This window comes from Pelagimonas varians (genome assembly GCF_003208435.1).
Lineage (GTDB): Bacteria > Pseudomonadota > Alphaproteobacteria > Rhodobacterales > Rhodobacteraceae > Pelagimonas > Pelagimonas varians.
In genome coordinates, this window is sequence record NZ_QKMF01000017.1 from 39725 (window position 1) to 53136 (window position 13412).

The following is a 13412-nucleotide window of genomic DNA, read 5'->3' on the forward strand; positions in this document are numbered from 1 at the left end:
GTGTTCAGGTCGGTGTTCAGGTCGGATTAGTAGCACGCGCCATTGCGGGCATAGATACACATGCGGCGCGCGCTTTCGGCGGTGACATCTTCGACGATGCCGGTCAGGGCGTCATCCCCTTCGGCGAGTTTCATCGCGGCTGCGGCCATGTCTTTTTGGGTTGTAAAACCGTCGCCGGGGGCTGCGGTCGGGCCATCAAGGGTGGCGCGCAAGCGCATAGCGGCGAGGATCAAAAGCGGCTCATCACGCGCGGTGCCAAGTGCCATCAGTTGTTCGGACATGGTGATTTGGGCCATCACCTGCGGGGTGAGATCGGCCTCTTCGGCGTGAACGGTCAAAGCCGAAGAGAGAGTCAAAACTCCCGCAATCAGTAATGTTTTCATGTGTATCTCTCCTCAAAATTAAGTCAGATAAAAAATTTTAGGCACAATTGTTCAACCTTTCAACAGTTTTGAAGGGCATGATGTTTGTGACAGGTTCGGCGTGTTGGCAGTGGGGCAGGGTGGTTAACGCCGGTGGTGCAAGATCGTGAAGGACCGGCGATGGCGGGCAAAATCCGGCCGGTCGGTGGTGCAATTTTGATCACGCTCTGATTTGCGCATCACCTTTTCTGCCAAAAGATAGGCGACAATGGCGACAAAGACGCCGCCTGCCATCTGGCCAATCAGTACGCCAGCCGCGCCCCAATATTGTGCGCCCAGATAGACAAATGGAATAATCCCCAGCGTGTTGCGCGCCCAGTTGATCCACGTGGAATAAAACGGGTGACCAAGGTTGTTGAACGACGCGTTGGCGACAAAAATGATACCGTTAAAGATCCAGGCAAGCGAGAGCGGGCCACAGAATAAAAAGATCAGATCGCGGGCGACGCCGGTGGCGTTGAACAGGTCCGCGATCCATTCGCGGGACAGGTAAAGCACGCCAACCACTGGAAAAACATAGATCACGATCAAGATCATTGACCGGTTGAAAGCTGTGCGGACTCGGTCATGGCGCTGCGCCCCGAAGTTTTGCCCGATGATCGGGCCGATAGCCCCTGACATGGCAAAGATCAGCGCAAAGGCGACCGGAGTCACCCGCCCGATGATTGCCATACCGGCGACGGCGGCCTCTCCGAATTCGGCGGCGGCGCGGGTGACATAGGCCCCGCCAATGGGCGTGGCGATATTGGCCAGCATCGCAGGCAGCGCAATGGCCGCGATGGGTTTGAGATCGTACCAGAGGTTCTTTGGCGACAGCGGTGCCAAGCCGCCATAACGGCGCACCAGATACCACAGCGCCACCGCAGCAATGGCAAGCCGCGCCGCAACCGAGGCCCAAGCCGCGCCGTCCAGACCCATATCCAGCCCGAAAATAAGGATCGGATCGAGGATGGCGTTGACGATACCGGCGCTCAGCGTGGCCATCATCGACAGTTTGGCTGCGCCGTGGCTGCGCAACGCCGCTGAGGCAACGATCCCAATCAGCAACAGTGGCATCGTTGGCACCAGAATTTGCAGGTAGGAGATCGCCAAGGCCTGCGCCCGGCCCGTGGCCCCCACCAGCGCGGTCATTTCGGCCAGATTTTGGTAGATCAGGGTCGCGACCCCGAGTGCAAAGACAAAACCGACCAGCAGTACATGGGTGAGCAATTCGCGCGCCCGTTCTGGCTCGTTTTCACCCAAAGCCTTGGCGACCAAGGCACCGCCCGCAATTCCCAACCCGATGGAAAGCGATGTGGTGACAAACAAGATGGTGCCCGCAAATCCAACGGCCGCGGCCAGTTCTTCGATCCCGAGCATCGAGATAAACAGCATGTCGACCAGATCGACGATGAACAACGCAATGAATCCAACTGCGGCTGTCAGGGACATGGTGATGATGTGGCCTGTCAAATCACCGCTTAAGAATTTGGCCTGCTCGTCGCTCATGCCTTGGGGCCTTTGGTGCCGCTTTTGGGTTCGGACATGATGGCCTGCATCTGCGCGGCCAGATCGGATTCCCAATCCTCCCGCATGTCGCGGATCGAGGCCAGATAGGTCTCGTTTTCCATGGCGGGGATATCGGGGTCATAGTGCTGGGCGACTTGCAGCATCGATTTTCGGTCCATCGCGTTGAAGGCATCAACCATGCGGGTGGCTTGCGATTGGGAATAGCCGAGCGCCTCGATCGAAGAACGGCCCATGCGCATCGAACTGTCATAGGTTTCGCGGATGATGTCGCGCGCCCCTGCGGCCCACAGATCATAGACATGGTTGCGGTCATGGGCGCGGGCCACGATGTGCAGATTGGGGTAGTGATGTTTGAGATATGTGACCAGTTCGGTCGTGCGGTCTTTGTCATCTATGGCGATCACAAACAGATCAGCCTGTGCGACACCGGCGGCATGGAGCAGATCGGGGCGGCAGGCGTCGCCGTAATAGGCTTTGACATCAAAGGCTTTGAGCATTTCAAGCTGGGCCGAGGAGAAATCAATCACCGTCGGGGCCATCCCGCAGCCGCGTAACATGCGGGCGATCAAACCGCCGACGCGGCCATGCCCGGCAATGATGATGTTGGACTGAACGTCGATGTCGTCCATTTCGCGGGCTTCGGAGTCGCTGAAGCGCGGCGCGACCACGCGGTCGAACAAGATAAACAGTGCAGGTGTGAGCAGCATCGACAGCGCCACAATCAACAGCAAGATTTGCGACAGATCGCCGGGGATCACACCATTGGTGACGGCGAAGGCCAGCAGGACAAAGCCGAATTCGCCAGCCTGCGCAAGCCCGAGCGTGAACAACCAACGGTCCGCGCCGCGCAGTTTAAAGATCACCGCCAGTGCATAAAGCACAGCGGATTTAACCAGTATGAGCCCGATGGTCAGCCCAAGGATCAGGGCAAAATTGTCGAACAGCAGGCCAAAGTTGATGGCGGCCCCGACGGTCATAAAGAACAGGCCCAAGAGCAGGCCTTTGAAGGGGTCGATGTCGCTTTCCAATTCGTGGCGATATTCGCTGTTGGCCAGTACGACCCCCGCCAAAAAGGTGCCAAGCGCAGGCGAGAGGCCAACCAGCGACATCAAAAGTGCAATGCCGATGACGATCATCAAAGCGGCGGCAATGAACAATTCACGCAGCTGGGCACCGGCGATAAAGCGGAAAATCGGTCCCGTCAGATGGGATCCGATGACAATCACCGCTGCAACTGCCGCAAGCGTGACCAATGCCACCCCCCAGCCCGGCAACCCGTCGACAAGGCTGAGCGACGCGCCATGGCCATCGTCTGAATGGGCGGCATGGGATAAGGCTTCGGTCAATTCGGGCAAGGCAAGCAGGGGAACAAGCGCCAGCATCGGGATGACGGCGATGTCTTGGAACAGCAGCACAGAAAAGCTCGATTGTCCGCCATCGCTGCGCATCAGACCTTTTTCACCTAGGGTTTGCAGCACAATCGCGGTGGACGACAGGGCCATCACAAGGCCAATCGCCAGCGCCACTGTCAAGGGTTGACCAAAAACCATGGCCGCCAGCATGACTGCAGCGGCGGTTAACCCGACCTGACCGCCGCCAAGCCCCAGCAGTTTCGCCCGCATCGCCCAAAGCATCTTTGGCTCAAGCTCAAGCCCGACCAAAAACAGCATCATCACCACGCCAAATTCAGCGAAATGCTGGATCGACACCACGTCGACATGCAGGGCGCTTAGGATGGGACTGATGGCAATGCCTGCGATCAAAAACCCGAGAACAGAGCCAAGGCCAAGCCGCGATGCTATGGGGACCGCAACGACGCCAGCGATCAAAAAGATAAATGCGGTCAATAGGATATCTGTCATGAAACGCCCCCAAGCGTTGCGCCACAGGCGGCGCGCTTGGCGCAAACATGCAAGAGAAATATACGAAAGACCAGAGGTGCAATGCAGTGCAGGCTTAGTGGACCGGCAGAATCCGCTGGGCAGACAGGACGGTTTCGCCCGCCTGTTTCACGATTTGGGCAATCTGTTCGAACTGTTTGGTCAGCGGGCTGGAGCGCCGCCAGATCAACCCGATGGTGCGGCTGGGCTGCGGCGCGGTAAAGGGTGTAATCGCCACTTGCGCCGAACGGGTTTCAACGCCAATTGCAATTTCGGGGATCAAGGTGACCCCAACGCCGGACCCGACCATTTGCACCAAGGTCGCCAGCGATGTGGCATCCAGCGTTTCGCGCGCGGTGCCGGGCTGGATTGCGCAAAACGACAGGGCTTGATCGCGAAAACAATGCCCCTCTTCGAGTAAAAGCAGTTTCATTTCCCGCAGGCTTTGACGGTTGGGCAGCGGCTTGTTTCCATCGGCAATCGGGCGCACCAGAACAAAGGCTTCGTCAAACAGCGGTGCTTCGATCAAAGACGGTTCCGAAATTGGCAGCGCCACAATGGCAGCGTCGATGCCCCCCCCCGTGAGTTCCTGAATCAGCGTCGGGGTCATGGTTTCCCGAATGTGCACATCAACGGCGGGCAGGGTTTGGGTCAATCCATGGATGACCTGCGGCAACAGGTAGGGCGCAATCGTCGGAATCACACCTAGCCGCAACTGCCCCGCCAGGGTTTCTTGCCCGGCGCGGGCCAGATCCCCCAGATCGTCAACGGATTTCAGGATGTCGCGGGCGCGGGTTTCCAAGTGGCGGCCCAAGGTTGTCAAAAGCACTTTGCGGGGCAGGCGTTCGAACAGCGGGCCGCCCAGATTTTCCTCAAGCTCTTTGATTTGAACGGACAGGGCTGGTTGCGAAACGGCGCAGGCCTCTGCGGCGCGCCCGAAATGGCCGTGACGGACAAGGGATTCAAAATAGCGAAGCTGTCGAATGGTGATATTTGTCATAGATATAAGTTATTGATGTACGCGAAAATTGCAAGTTTGCATTATTATGCAAGGTTCTACGCAAGCCGCTGGAATTATTGTCGCGCGTCAACTAACGTTGCAAGGCAAGGGTGTTTGCAGCGACGGCGACAAGGCGACGAAACGAAATAAGAGAAAGAAGACTGGTTTGGCGGATCCAAAAATTAAAAATATGGAGCAGTTTGCCACAGTCAGCGGGATTTCCCGGCCGACGCTGTCGAAATACTTCAATGATCCGGGCAGTGTCCGAAAATCATCGCGCAGCCGGATCGAAGCAGCGCTGGAGCGCTATGACTACCGCCCGAATATTTACGCAATGAACCAAAACCGGCGTTTGACCAAGAACATCGGCATCATGGTCCCCTATCTGGCTGACCCGTTTTTCGCAGAAATTGCCCGTAACATCGAAGCGCTGGTTCGGGGCGGTGGATACCGTCCTGTTTTGCTGGGCGCGCATGGCGATCCGGCACAAGAGATCGGCAACCTTGAAACCCTGCGGGCGATCAAACCGGCAGGTGTGTTGATGGCCCCCTTGGGCCGCATATCCGACCCCGAAGCGATCAGAGCCTTTGCTGAGGACGTGCCCACGGTGCTGTTCGACAACCAGATTGCCGACATCGGGGCGGCCTATGTCGGCCACGACAATGCGCAAGCGACGAAGATGATGTGCGATTACCTGTGCCGCACGGGCGAGCCGCCGGTGTTCTTTGAAATGCGCACCCCGTCAAACCCGAACGCCTTTCGCCGCAGAAACACCTATTGCGAGGTGATGGAAGCGTTGGGGCACAAACCGCATTTGGTGCAGGTTGACGGTGAAGGGTGGGATTTTGAGTCGATCGGCTTTCGCGGTTGCAAGTATGTGATTGAAAACGAATTGCTGCCGACCAACACTGTGCTGTGCAGCAATGACCGTTTGGCGATCGGCTTTTTGTCCGCGGCGTATGAGATGGGATTGCGTGTCGGGAACAGCCGCGGGTGTGATCTGCGCGTTGCGGGGCATGATAATCACCCCTATTCACGCTACACCTGCCCGACCTTGACCACCATTTCGCAAGACTATGGCGCAATCGCGCGGACGAGTGCCGAGGCTTTGATCGGGTTGATCGAGTCGGATTCGCCTAATGAAGCGCGAAACGTGACCTTGTTTGACGGCAATCTGCTGATGCGAGGGTCCGCGTAAGATTTTGTAAAGGCTGTATTAAAAATCAAACTTTACGCGGGTAAACAATAAATTTGCGTGATTGTGATTTTACTGTTAGCGCAGTGGGGCGATTGGGATGGTCCAACGCCTGGAGTTTTTGCAAACCTGCCTAGAAAGGACCGGCGATGATACTGTGTTGCGGCGAAGCCTTGATTGATATGATCCCAACGCCAACTTTGAGCGGCCCTGACGGGTTTGTGCCTCATTCCGGCGGCGCTGTGTTTAACACGGCCATCGCGCTTGGGCGGCTTGGCATCCCTTCGGGCATGCTGACGGGGCTGTCTCGGGATATGTTCGGACAGCAGTTGCAGCAGGATTTACAGGCGTCAAATGTAGACACGACCCATGTTGTCTATGCGGATCGCCCGTCGACGCTGGCCTTTGTAAAACTGACCAACGGCCATGCTGAATATACGTTTCTGGACGAAAACTCGGCTGGGCGGATGCTGCAATATGCAGATATGCCCGTGTTGGACGCAGCGGTTTCGGCGCTGTATTTCGGTGGGATTTCCTTGGCCTGCGAACCCGGCGCTGATGCCTATGCCGAACTGGTTGTCCAACATGGCAGTGACCGCGCGGTGATGATTGACCCCAACATTCGGCCGGGATTTATTCAGGACCCGGACCGCTATCGCGCCCGTTTGGCGCGGATGCTGGCGGTGTCGGATATTGTCAAAGTCTCGGACGAGGATCTGGATTGGATCTATCCGGGGTCTGCGCCGCTGGCGGACAAGGTTGCACAGCTGCGCGCGGCAGGTCCCAGCATTGTCATCATGACCAAAGGCCGTGACGGGGCCAGCGGCTGGTTGCCGGACGGCACAGAGGTGCAGGTCGCGGGCAAACTGGTTGAGGTTGTCGATACCGTTGGCGCGGGCGACACATTTAACGCCGGTGTTTTGGCAAAGCTGTCCGAGCTGGGCCAGCTGTCCAAACCGGCGCTTGGCAGCCTGTCACCCGATGCTTTGTCTCAGGCGTTGGCGCACGGGGCTGCCGTTGCAGCGGTGACGGTGTCGCGCGCAGGGGCCAATCCACCTTGGCGCAATGAGCTGACGGACTAAGCGTTACAACACATCGAGGGACGTCTTGACCCGGTCCATCACAATCGAGGTGTTGAACCGGCTGATGTTGGATTCGTCAAAGAAGTAGCGTTCGGTGAAGGATTCATATTCCTCGATGTCTTTGACCAACAAGATCAACAGAAAATCGGCCTCTCCTGTGGTGTAATAACATTGCTGCACACATTCGGCGTCGCGCATTTTGCGTTTGAAGGCATCCAGATGGGCGCGGCTTTCGCGTTCAAGGATCACCTCGGCGATGATGGTCATGCCGCGGCCCAGTTTGGTGGGCGACAGCACCGCAATTTCGCGTTCGATCACGCCGGTGTCACGCAGCTTTTTCAAACGCTTTTGCACAGCGGGCGGCGATAACCCCAGCTGCGCGCTGATGGCGTCGGCAGTCAGGCGGGCGTCGCGCTGCACCAGTTTCAAAATTGCGTGGTCTTTGTCATCCATGAGATGATTTTTGTCGCAAGATTCGCCTTTGGCAACGGATTTCGTAAGGGTTTGCGCATAATTAGACGCCCAATAGCGTGCAGAGCGGATTAGACTTGTCGAAATGACACCGTTATCGCCAAGGACCACGCATGCATCAGGCTTTTGCAACCGCCCAGATGATCCACGCAAAAGGATCACCCAAACCCGCCAAGGCAGCCTTTGATGTGCTGTCGCGCGATGATTTTGCCACGGCACGCACTGAAATCTCGGCTTGGGATGGGTATGCGCCAACGCCTTTGGTGTCTTTGGCAGGATTGGCGGCTGAAATCGGGGTGGCCCGACTGGATTACAAAGACGAAGGGCCACGATTTGGCTTGGGCAGTTTCAAGGCCTTGGGCGGATCCTATGCGGCGCTGCGGGTCTTACAACGCGAGCTGTCGGCGCGGCTGGAACGGCCTGTATCCCTAAGCGATATTCGCAGTGGTGCCCACGCCATGGATTGCGCGCAAATCACGCTGGTGTCGGCGACGGACGGCAACCATGGTCGATCCCTTGCCTGGGGATGCAAGCGATTTGGCGCGCCGTGCCGGATTTACATCCACGCCGAGGTTAGCAAAGGCCGCGAGGCAGCGATGCAAGCGTTGGGGGCCGAGGTGATCCGCATCTCCGGCGACTATGACGCGTCGGTGCATTTGACGAAACAAGAGGCCGAGGCCAATGGCTGGTTTGTGGTGTCTGACACCTCTTGGCCGGGATATTCCGAGCCGCCGCGCGATGTGATGGCGGGTTATGGTGTCATGACATCGGAGGTCTGCGAGGCTTTGGACCTGCCCCCAACGCATGTGTTTTTGCAAGGCGGCGTCGGTGGTTTGGCGGCAGCTGTCGCGGCGGGTTTGCGTCAGCATTACGGGGGCGATGCGCCGCGTGTCGTGATTGTTGAGCCGGACCGCGCCGCCTGTTTGTTGCAAAGCGCCCGCGCCGGGGCCGCGACCAATGTCGAAATCGCCGAAGAAACCATTATGGCGGGTCTGTCCTGTGGTGAGCCCTCTGAAATGGCGTGGCAAATTTTGACAGAGGAAGCGGCGGATTTTGTCACCATACCCGACGAGATTGTCGCCCCGACAGTGCGTTTACTGGCGCGCGGGGAATTTGGCGATCTGGAGGTCGAAGCAGGCGAAAGCGCGGTTGCCGGATTGGCCGCCGTGATTGCGGCGCGCCAAAACGCTGCAATGGCGGATGCATTGGGTTTGGACGGGCAATCGCGGGTTTTGTTGATTGGGTCTGAAGGTGTCACAGACCCTGATATTTTCAAAGCGATCATGGCAGGGGCGGATCATGTCTAACGCGCCGGTTCGCGGTTTCCAAACCTGCGAATTCGCAGGCCGGTTGGCGGCGGCGCAGGGGTTGATGCAGGCGCAGGGCTTGGCGGGTATGTTGCTGACGACCGAGGCCGAGTTGCGCTATTTCAGCGGGTTCCAGAGCTTGTTTTGGCAAAGCCCCGCGCGGCCGTGGTTCTTGTTCTTACCCAGCCAGGGCGCACCGGTTGCGGTAATTCCAGAGATCGGCGCGGCGCTGATGCGCGGCACTTGGGTTGAGGATATTCGCACTTGGGCTGCACCATGCCCCGAGGATGAGGGCATCAGCCTGCTGACGGATCTGCTGGCCCCTTATGCGCAAAGCGGTGCGCGTGTCGGGATGTTGAAAGGGCCGGAAACCATATTGCGGATGCCGTTGGGGGATTATGAACGCTTGCTGGCTGGCTTGCCCGACCTTGAGATCGTGGATGCGACCGCGATTGTGCGGCAGTTGCGCATGGTGAAATCCGAAGCCGAGATCGAAAAGCTGGCGCATATCTGCGCCATCGGATCGCGCAGCTTTGCGAAGATGCCCCAACTGGTGCACGAGGGCCTGCCGCTGGACGATTTGTTTCGGGAATTTCGCCGCGAAGCCTTGGCGCAGGGGGCGGATGATGTGCCTTATCTGGTCGGCGGCGCAGCGCAGGGCGGCTATGTCGATGTGATTTCGCCGCCGTCCAGTCGCGGCTTGCAGGCGGGCGATATTGTCATGCTGGACACCGGAGCAACATGGGACGGCTATTTTTGCGATTTCGACCGAAACTTTGCCATCGGACGGGCAGAGGATCTGCCGCGCCGCGCCTATGACACGCTTTGGCGCGCCACTGAGGCGGGGTTGCTGGCGGCCAAACCCGGTGCCCGTTGCTGCGATGTGTTCCATGCAATGCAATCGGTGATTGTTGAAATGGACAGCTCTGGCGGGGAAGTCGGGCGGCTGGGGCATGGATTGGGGATGCAGTTGACGGAATGGCCGTCGCATGCTGCATTCGATACCACCGAGATTGTCGAAAACATGGTGCTGACGTTGGAACCGTCGCTGAGCTACGGGGATGGCCGCATCATGGTGCATGAGGAGAACATCGTGATCCGCGCCACCGGCCCAGAGCTGTTGACCACCCGCGCCGCGCCTGAGTTGCCGGTGTTATGAAGCTGGCGTTTGACACAGACGGCGGTATCGGCACCCGTGCGACGCTGGGCGTGATTGTGCTGGAAACCGATGAAACGCTGGAGCCGGAATTCGCCAAGATGATGGCGATTGAAGGCACGGCGCTGTATCACAGCCGCATCCCGATGGTGTCCGAAGTCACCGCGCGGACGCTGGCCCGAATGGAGAGCGATCTGCCCGCAGCCGCAGGCCTGTTGCCGCCGTCGCTTGGGTTTGACGTGATCGGCTATGGCTGCACCTCGGCCTCGACTGTGATCGGGTCCGCACGCGTGGCCGCCGGAATCCAAGCGGTTTTTCCAGACGCGCAAGTGACAGATCCACTGGCTGCAATCATAGCTGCGGGCCGTGCATTGGGGGCGGTTCGGCTGGGGTTTATCACGCCCTATGTGCCGCAAGTTTCACAGCGGATGCGGGTGAAGCTGGAAGAATCGGGGTTCCAAATCAGCTGCCTCGGGTCATTCGAAGAAGGTGATGACCGCGTTGTCGCGCGGATCACCGAAACGGCGATTTGCGCTGCCGCGCGGCGGGTTGCGGCTGAAGCACCCTGTGATGCGCTGGTGATTTCTTGCACAAATCTACGTTGTTTGCAGGTGATCCCCCCGCTTGAGAAAGAGCTGAATTTACCCGTGATTTCAAGCAATCAGGCGCTTGCGTGGCACATGCAGCGCCTTGCCGGTATCCCCGATGTGCAGCCCCGATTTGGCCGGTTGTTTAGCACCGGATTGCCCGTATAACCCAGCCGCCGTTGCCAATTTTGAGGCGTATAACTTTGGTTTATGCGCCTCAACCTCAGGTTTGAAAGCCGCCAAACCATCCTTTGGCGGATAGCCTGCGCCGCCCTGTTCACGTCATTGCTGAAACATCGGTCATCCTTCGCCCTGTGCAGCACAGCTGCAAGGCGGGGTGCACGTTTTATGCACTGAAAGTGAGCTTTTGAGATGTTTCGCACAACGTTCTATGCCGTTGTCCTGTCCGGACTTGCAGTTCTGTCCTTGTCGAGTTTTGCCAAGGCTGATGAGCGGCATGTCACCCAATCGTGCGGCGCACCATCGCAAGCGACCTTCTTTGTCACGCGCGCTCAAACATGAGTGGTTGGCCCCTCCTGCTTCAACGGATCCACAGAAGGTCGCGATATGCACATACCCTTTTCCCCCGCCCGCAATCATGCCGAAGAAATCGCCAATGTTCGGGCGGGATTTGAGCCCGATGGAACGCAGATAATGCGCCCGATGCTACCTGCGGCATTGGCTTCGGGTTTGGGGTTAACATCGTTGCCGCTGGCGCAGATGGTGCGATACTTTTTGCTGGTTGCTGCGCTGGCCAGTGTTGCGCAGGGCGCGGCGGCCGAGAGTTTTGAACCCGTCGATCAGCGCGCGCTGAACATGATGCTGCGCAAGCAAGGTTCGGCAGCAGTGTTCGCCCACGCCTTTGAAGCCGGTGACGAATTGTCAGAGTTCCAGTTTAATGCCGGACACGGTGTGGGTGCCCAAATCGGTGAGGGACGCCGGTTTACGCGAATCCCGCGGGCTGACCTGAACGGACCGGGGGAATGGGCGTCGCATTTCCCGAAGCGCGAAGGCGGGGCCAATGCCACGTCCTGTGTGGCCTGCCACAATGTGCCCATCGCCAATGGTGCGGGGGATATTGCGCAAAACGTCGTGCTTGATCCGGCCCACAAGGGCGACCCCAAGTTGTATCTGGAACGCAATACGCTGCCGATTGTCGCGCTTGGCCCTGTGCAACGTGCCGCCGAAGAAATGAGCCTTGAGTTGAGCGCGCTGCGTGAAAAAGCAGTGATGTTGGCCTGCACAACCGGACGGGCCGAGGTGGCTTTGATCACCAAGGGCGTTGATTTTGGCAGCTTGGTTGCAACACGCACCGATATTGAACCTTGTAAGGGTGATTTGGACACCTCTGGCGTGACCGGCGTTGATGTGGATTTGGTGGTGCGGGCCTTTGGCTGGAAGGGCAATCACGCGACGATCCGCGGCTTTACCCGTGGGGCTTTGCACAATGAATTGGGCTTGCAGGCGGTTGAAACTGTCGGTGCGCAGGATGGTGACTTCGACGGAGTTACCGAAGAAATCACCGTAGGCGATTTGACGGCATTAACGATGTATATGGCGGCGTTGGAACGCCCGGTAAGCCGGATCGAACTGGCGGATCTGGGGCTGGATAACCTGACCGACGACGAGCGGGCAAAGATTGAACGCGGTACACAGGCCTTTGCCGAGGTCGGATGCACGAGCTGTCACAGGCCTACAATGACGCTGCAATCCAAGATGTTCAGCGAACCGTCACATACCCCGGGTTTCTTTGATGAGACATTTCCGGATGGATCCAACCCCGCGCGGCACAGCTTTCAGGGGGCTTCGGCGGTCACATTTGACATGACACGGGATCAACCAAACAATCGCATTCCCCAAGCGGACGGTGGGGTGGCGCTTTTGGGGGCATTGCCGGTGAATGCGGCAGGGGAACCGGTGTTGGCGTGGTTGTCGGATTTCAAACGGCACGACATGGGACCAGCGTTGGCTGATCCTGATGCACCTTTGGGCATCGGAGCGCAGATGTGGTTGACGCGGTCCCTTGCGGGTGTCGGATCAACGGGCCCGTGGTTGCATGACGGACGTGCCACGACCTTGAGCGACGCAATTCTGGCCCATGGCGGCGCGGGCCAGACCAGCGCCGATGGTTATGCGGCAGCACCGGACGAGGACCAAGAGGCGATCGTAGCCTATTTGGAAAATCTGGTGATTTATAAATACGAATAGTTGCAAAAGGTGGGGGTGCCTGCCGTGTTTGCACATGGTTTTTGGGTGGATACTCTGGTCCGGATTCCCATATGGTTGGAGCAGCCCATTTATGGTCCGAAAGGCCCGGGCAGAATATGAGGTTTGTAATGAGGCGTCTCATTCAGTTGGTTTTGGCAGTTGCCTTGGTGATCGGGTTCGCGGGTGCGGCACCCGCCCAAACCGTCAGTGATGAGTTGACGCAAACCCTGAACGCGCAAGGGTTCGAGGTGGTCTCAGCCCGTTACACGTGGTTGCGCCGTATCGTTGTCACGGCAACCGACGGCGAATATAGCCGCGAAATTCTGGTGGCACGCGGGGCTGGCGTTATTCTGGACGACAAGTGGAAACGGCTGGATGTGGCCGCACCGTATGAACGCAAAGGCGGGGCCCGCTCGCCCGCCCGCGGGCGTCCGTTCAATGGCGGTGGCGGTGATGGGCCGAATGGAGCCCCGCCGAGCGGTGTGCGTCTTGGTTTGGAACTTGGGCTACCGGGCCTGAAGCCCGGTCCCGATCCTGGCCCGGGGTCTGACCCGGATGACAATCCTCCGCCCGACAAAAGATGAGGCATCTGTGT

At 58.4% G+C, this 13412-nt stretch carries 13 protein-coding genes; 8 read left to right on the top strand and 5 right to left on the bottom strand.

Annotated features, from left to right (window positions below; all coding sequences use genetic code 11):
* Nucleotides 1–26: 26 nt before the first annotated feature.
* The 4 genes from C8N36_RS18640 to C8N36_RS18655 form a co-directional block, all read right to left on the bottom strand.
* The gene (locus tag C8N36_RS18640; RefSeq protein ID WP_097806381.1) at nt 27–383 is read right to left on the bottom strand and encodes a hypothetical protein; all 357 of its coding nucleotides are present in this window, start codon (nt 381–383) and stop codon (nt 27–29) included.
* Between the two features lie 123 nt (nt 384–506).
* Complete coding sequence (locus tag C8N36_RS18645) at nt 507–1910, bottom strand: MATE family efflux transporter (protein WP_097806380.1); 1404 nt, start codon at nt 1908–1910, stop codon at nt 507–509.
* A complete protein-coding gene (locus tag C8N36_RS18650) occupies nt 1907–3793 on the bottom strand; it encodes a cation:proton antiporter domain-containing protein (RefSeq protein WP_097806397.1) in 1887 nt (628 codons plus the stop codon). Before C8N36_RS18650 ends, C8N36_RS18645 begins: the two co-directional genes overlap by 4 nt.
* 94 nt (nt 3794–3887) lie before the next feature.
* Nucleotides 3888–4811, bottom strand: coding sequence for a LysR substrate-binding domain-containing protein (locus tag C8N36_RS18655; protein WP_097806379.1), 924 nt, complete (start codon nt 4809–4811; stop codon nt 3888–3890).
* A 166-nt stretch (nt 4812–4977) separates the two neighbouring features.
* On the opposite strand from C8N36_RS18655, the gene C8N36_RS18660 reads away from it, so the two are divergent.
* Nucleotides 4978–6009 carry a LacI family DNA-binding transcriptional regulator gene (locus C8N36_RS18660; protein ID WP_097806396.1) on the top strand — a complete coding sequence of 344 codons (1032 nt, stop codon included), beginning with the start codon at nt 4978–4980 and terminating at the stop codon, nt 6007–6009.
* Between the two features lie 146 nt (nt 6010–6155).
* Nucleotides 6156–7088, top strand: a complete 933-nt coding sequence (locus C8N36_RS18665) for a carbohydrate kinase family protein (RefSeq protein ID WP_097806378.1) — start codon at nt 6156–6158, stop codon at nt 7086–7088.
* A gap of 3 nt (nt 7089–7091) precedes the next feature.
* On the opposite strand, the gene C8N36_RS18670 is transcribed toward C8N36_RS18665, so the two are convergent.
* On the bottom strand, nt 7092–7541 hold the full coding sequence (locus tag C8N36_RS18670; protein WP_097806395.1) for an Lrp/AsnC family transcriptional regulator: 450 nt from the start codon (nt 7539–7541) through the stop codon (nt 7092–7094).
* 131 nt (nt 7542–7672) lie between these two features.
* Between C8N36_RS18670 and C8N36_RS18675 the strand changes: the two genes are divergently transcribed.
* From C8N36_RS18675 to C8N36_RS18695, 6 genes are all read left to right on the top strand, one after another.
* Nucleotides 7673–8866 (top strand): diaminopropionate ammonia-lyase, encoded by a 1194-nt coding sequence (locus tag C8N36_RS18675; protein ID WP_097806377.1) that lies wholly within the window; start codon nt 7673–7675, stop codon nt 8864–8866.
* A complete protein-coding gene (locus tag C8N36_RS18680; protein ID WP_097806376.1) occupies nt 8859–10025 on the top strand; it encodes a M24 family metallopeptidase in 1167 nt (388 codons plus the stop codon). The genes C8N36_RS18675 and C8N36_RS18680 overlap by 8 nt, the downstream gene beginning before the upstream one ends.
* On the top strand, nt 10022–10777 hold the full coding sequence (locus C8N36_RS18685) for a maleate cis-trans isomerase family protein (RefSeq protein WP_097806375.1): 756 nt from the start codon (nt 10022–10024) through the stop codon (nt 10775–10777). The genes C8N36_RS18680 and C8N36_RS18685 overlap by 4 nt, the downstream gene beginning before the upstream one ends.
* A 204-nt stretch (nt 10778–10981) precedes the next feature.
* On the top strand, nt 10982–11131 hold the full coding sequence (locus tag C8N36_RS24270) for a hypothetical protein (RefSeq protein WP_170125920.1): 150 nt from the start codon (nt 10982–10984) through the stop codon (nt 11129–11131).
* Between the two features lie 45 nt (nt 11132–11176).
* Complete coding sequence (locus tag C8N36_RS18690; RefSeq protein WP_141468207.1) at nt 11177–12817, top strand: di-heme oxidoredictase family protein; 1641 nt, start codon at nt 11177–11179, stop codon at nt 12815–12817.
* Between the two features lie 128 nt (nt 12818–12945).
* Nucleotides 12946–13401, top strand: coding sequence for a hypothetical protein (locus tag C8N36_RS18695; protein ID WP_097806373.1), 456 nt, complete (start codon nt 12946–12948; stop codon nt 13399–13401).
* Nucleotides 13402–13412: the final 11 nt, after the last annotated feature.

What these genes read in the sequence shown, in the direction of transcription:
- C8N36_RS18640 (WP_097806381.1), bottom strand. Translation starts at nt 383, where the DNA reads ATGAAAACATTACTGATTGCGGGAGTTTTGACTCTCTCTTCGGCTTTG.
- C8N36_RS18645 (WP_097806380.1), bottom strand. Translation starts at nt 1,910, where the DNA reads ATGAGCGACGAGCAGGCCAAATTCTTAAGCGGTGATTTGACAGGCCAC.
- C8N36_RS18650 (WP_097806397.1), bottom strand. Translation starts at nt 3,793, where the DNA reads ATGACAGATATCCTATTGACCGCATTTATCTTTTTGATCGCTGGCGTC.
- C8N36_RS18655 (WP_097806379.1), bottom strand. Translation starts at nt 4,811, where the DNA reads ATGACAAATATCACCATTCGACAGCTTCGCTATTTTGAATCCCTTGTC.
- C8N36_RS18665 (WP_097806378.1), top strand. Translation starts at nt 6,156, where the DNA reads ATGATACTGTGTTGCGGCGAAGCCTTGATTGATATGATCCCAACGCCA.
- C8N36_RS18670 (WP_097806395.1), bottom strand. Translation starts at nt 7,541, where the DNA reads ATGGATGACAAAGACCACGCAATTTTGAAACTGGTGCAGCGCGACGCC.
- C8N36_RS18675 (WP_097806377.1), top strand. Translation starts at nt 7,673, where the DNA reads ATGCATCAGGCTTTTGCAACCGCCCAGATGATCCACGCAAAAGGATCA.
- C8N36_RS18680 (WP_097806376.1), top strand. Translation starts at nt 8,859, where the DNA reads ATGTCTAACGCGCCGGTTCGCGGTTTCCAAACCTGCGAATTCGCAGGC.
- C8N36_RS18685 (WP_097806375.1), top strand. Translation starts at nt 10,022, where the DNA reads ATGAAGCTGGCGTTTGACACAGACGGCGGTATCGGCACCCGTGCGACG.
- C8N36_RS24270 (WP_170125920.1), top strand. Translation starts at nt 10,982, where the DNA reads ATGTTTCGCACAACGTTCTATGCCGTTGTCCTGTCCGGACTTGCAGTT.
- C8N36_RS18690 (WP_141468207.1), top strand. Translation starts at nt 11,177, where the DNA reads ATGCACATACCCTTTTCCCCCGCCCGCAATCATGCCGAAGAAATCGCC.
- C8N36_RS18695 (WP_097806373.1), top strand. Translation starts at nt 12,946, where the DNA reads ATGAGGCGTCTCATTCAGTTGGTTTTGGCAGTTGCCTTGGTGATCGGG.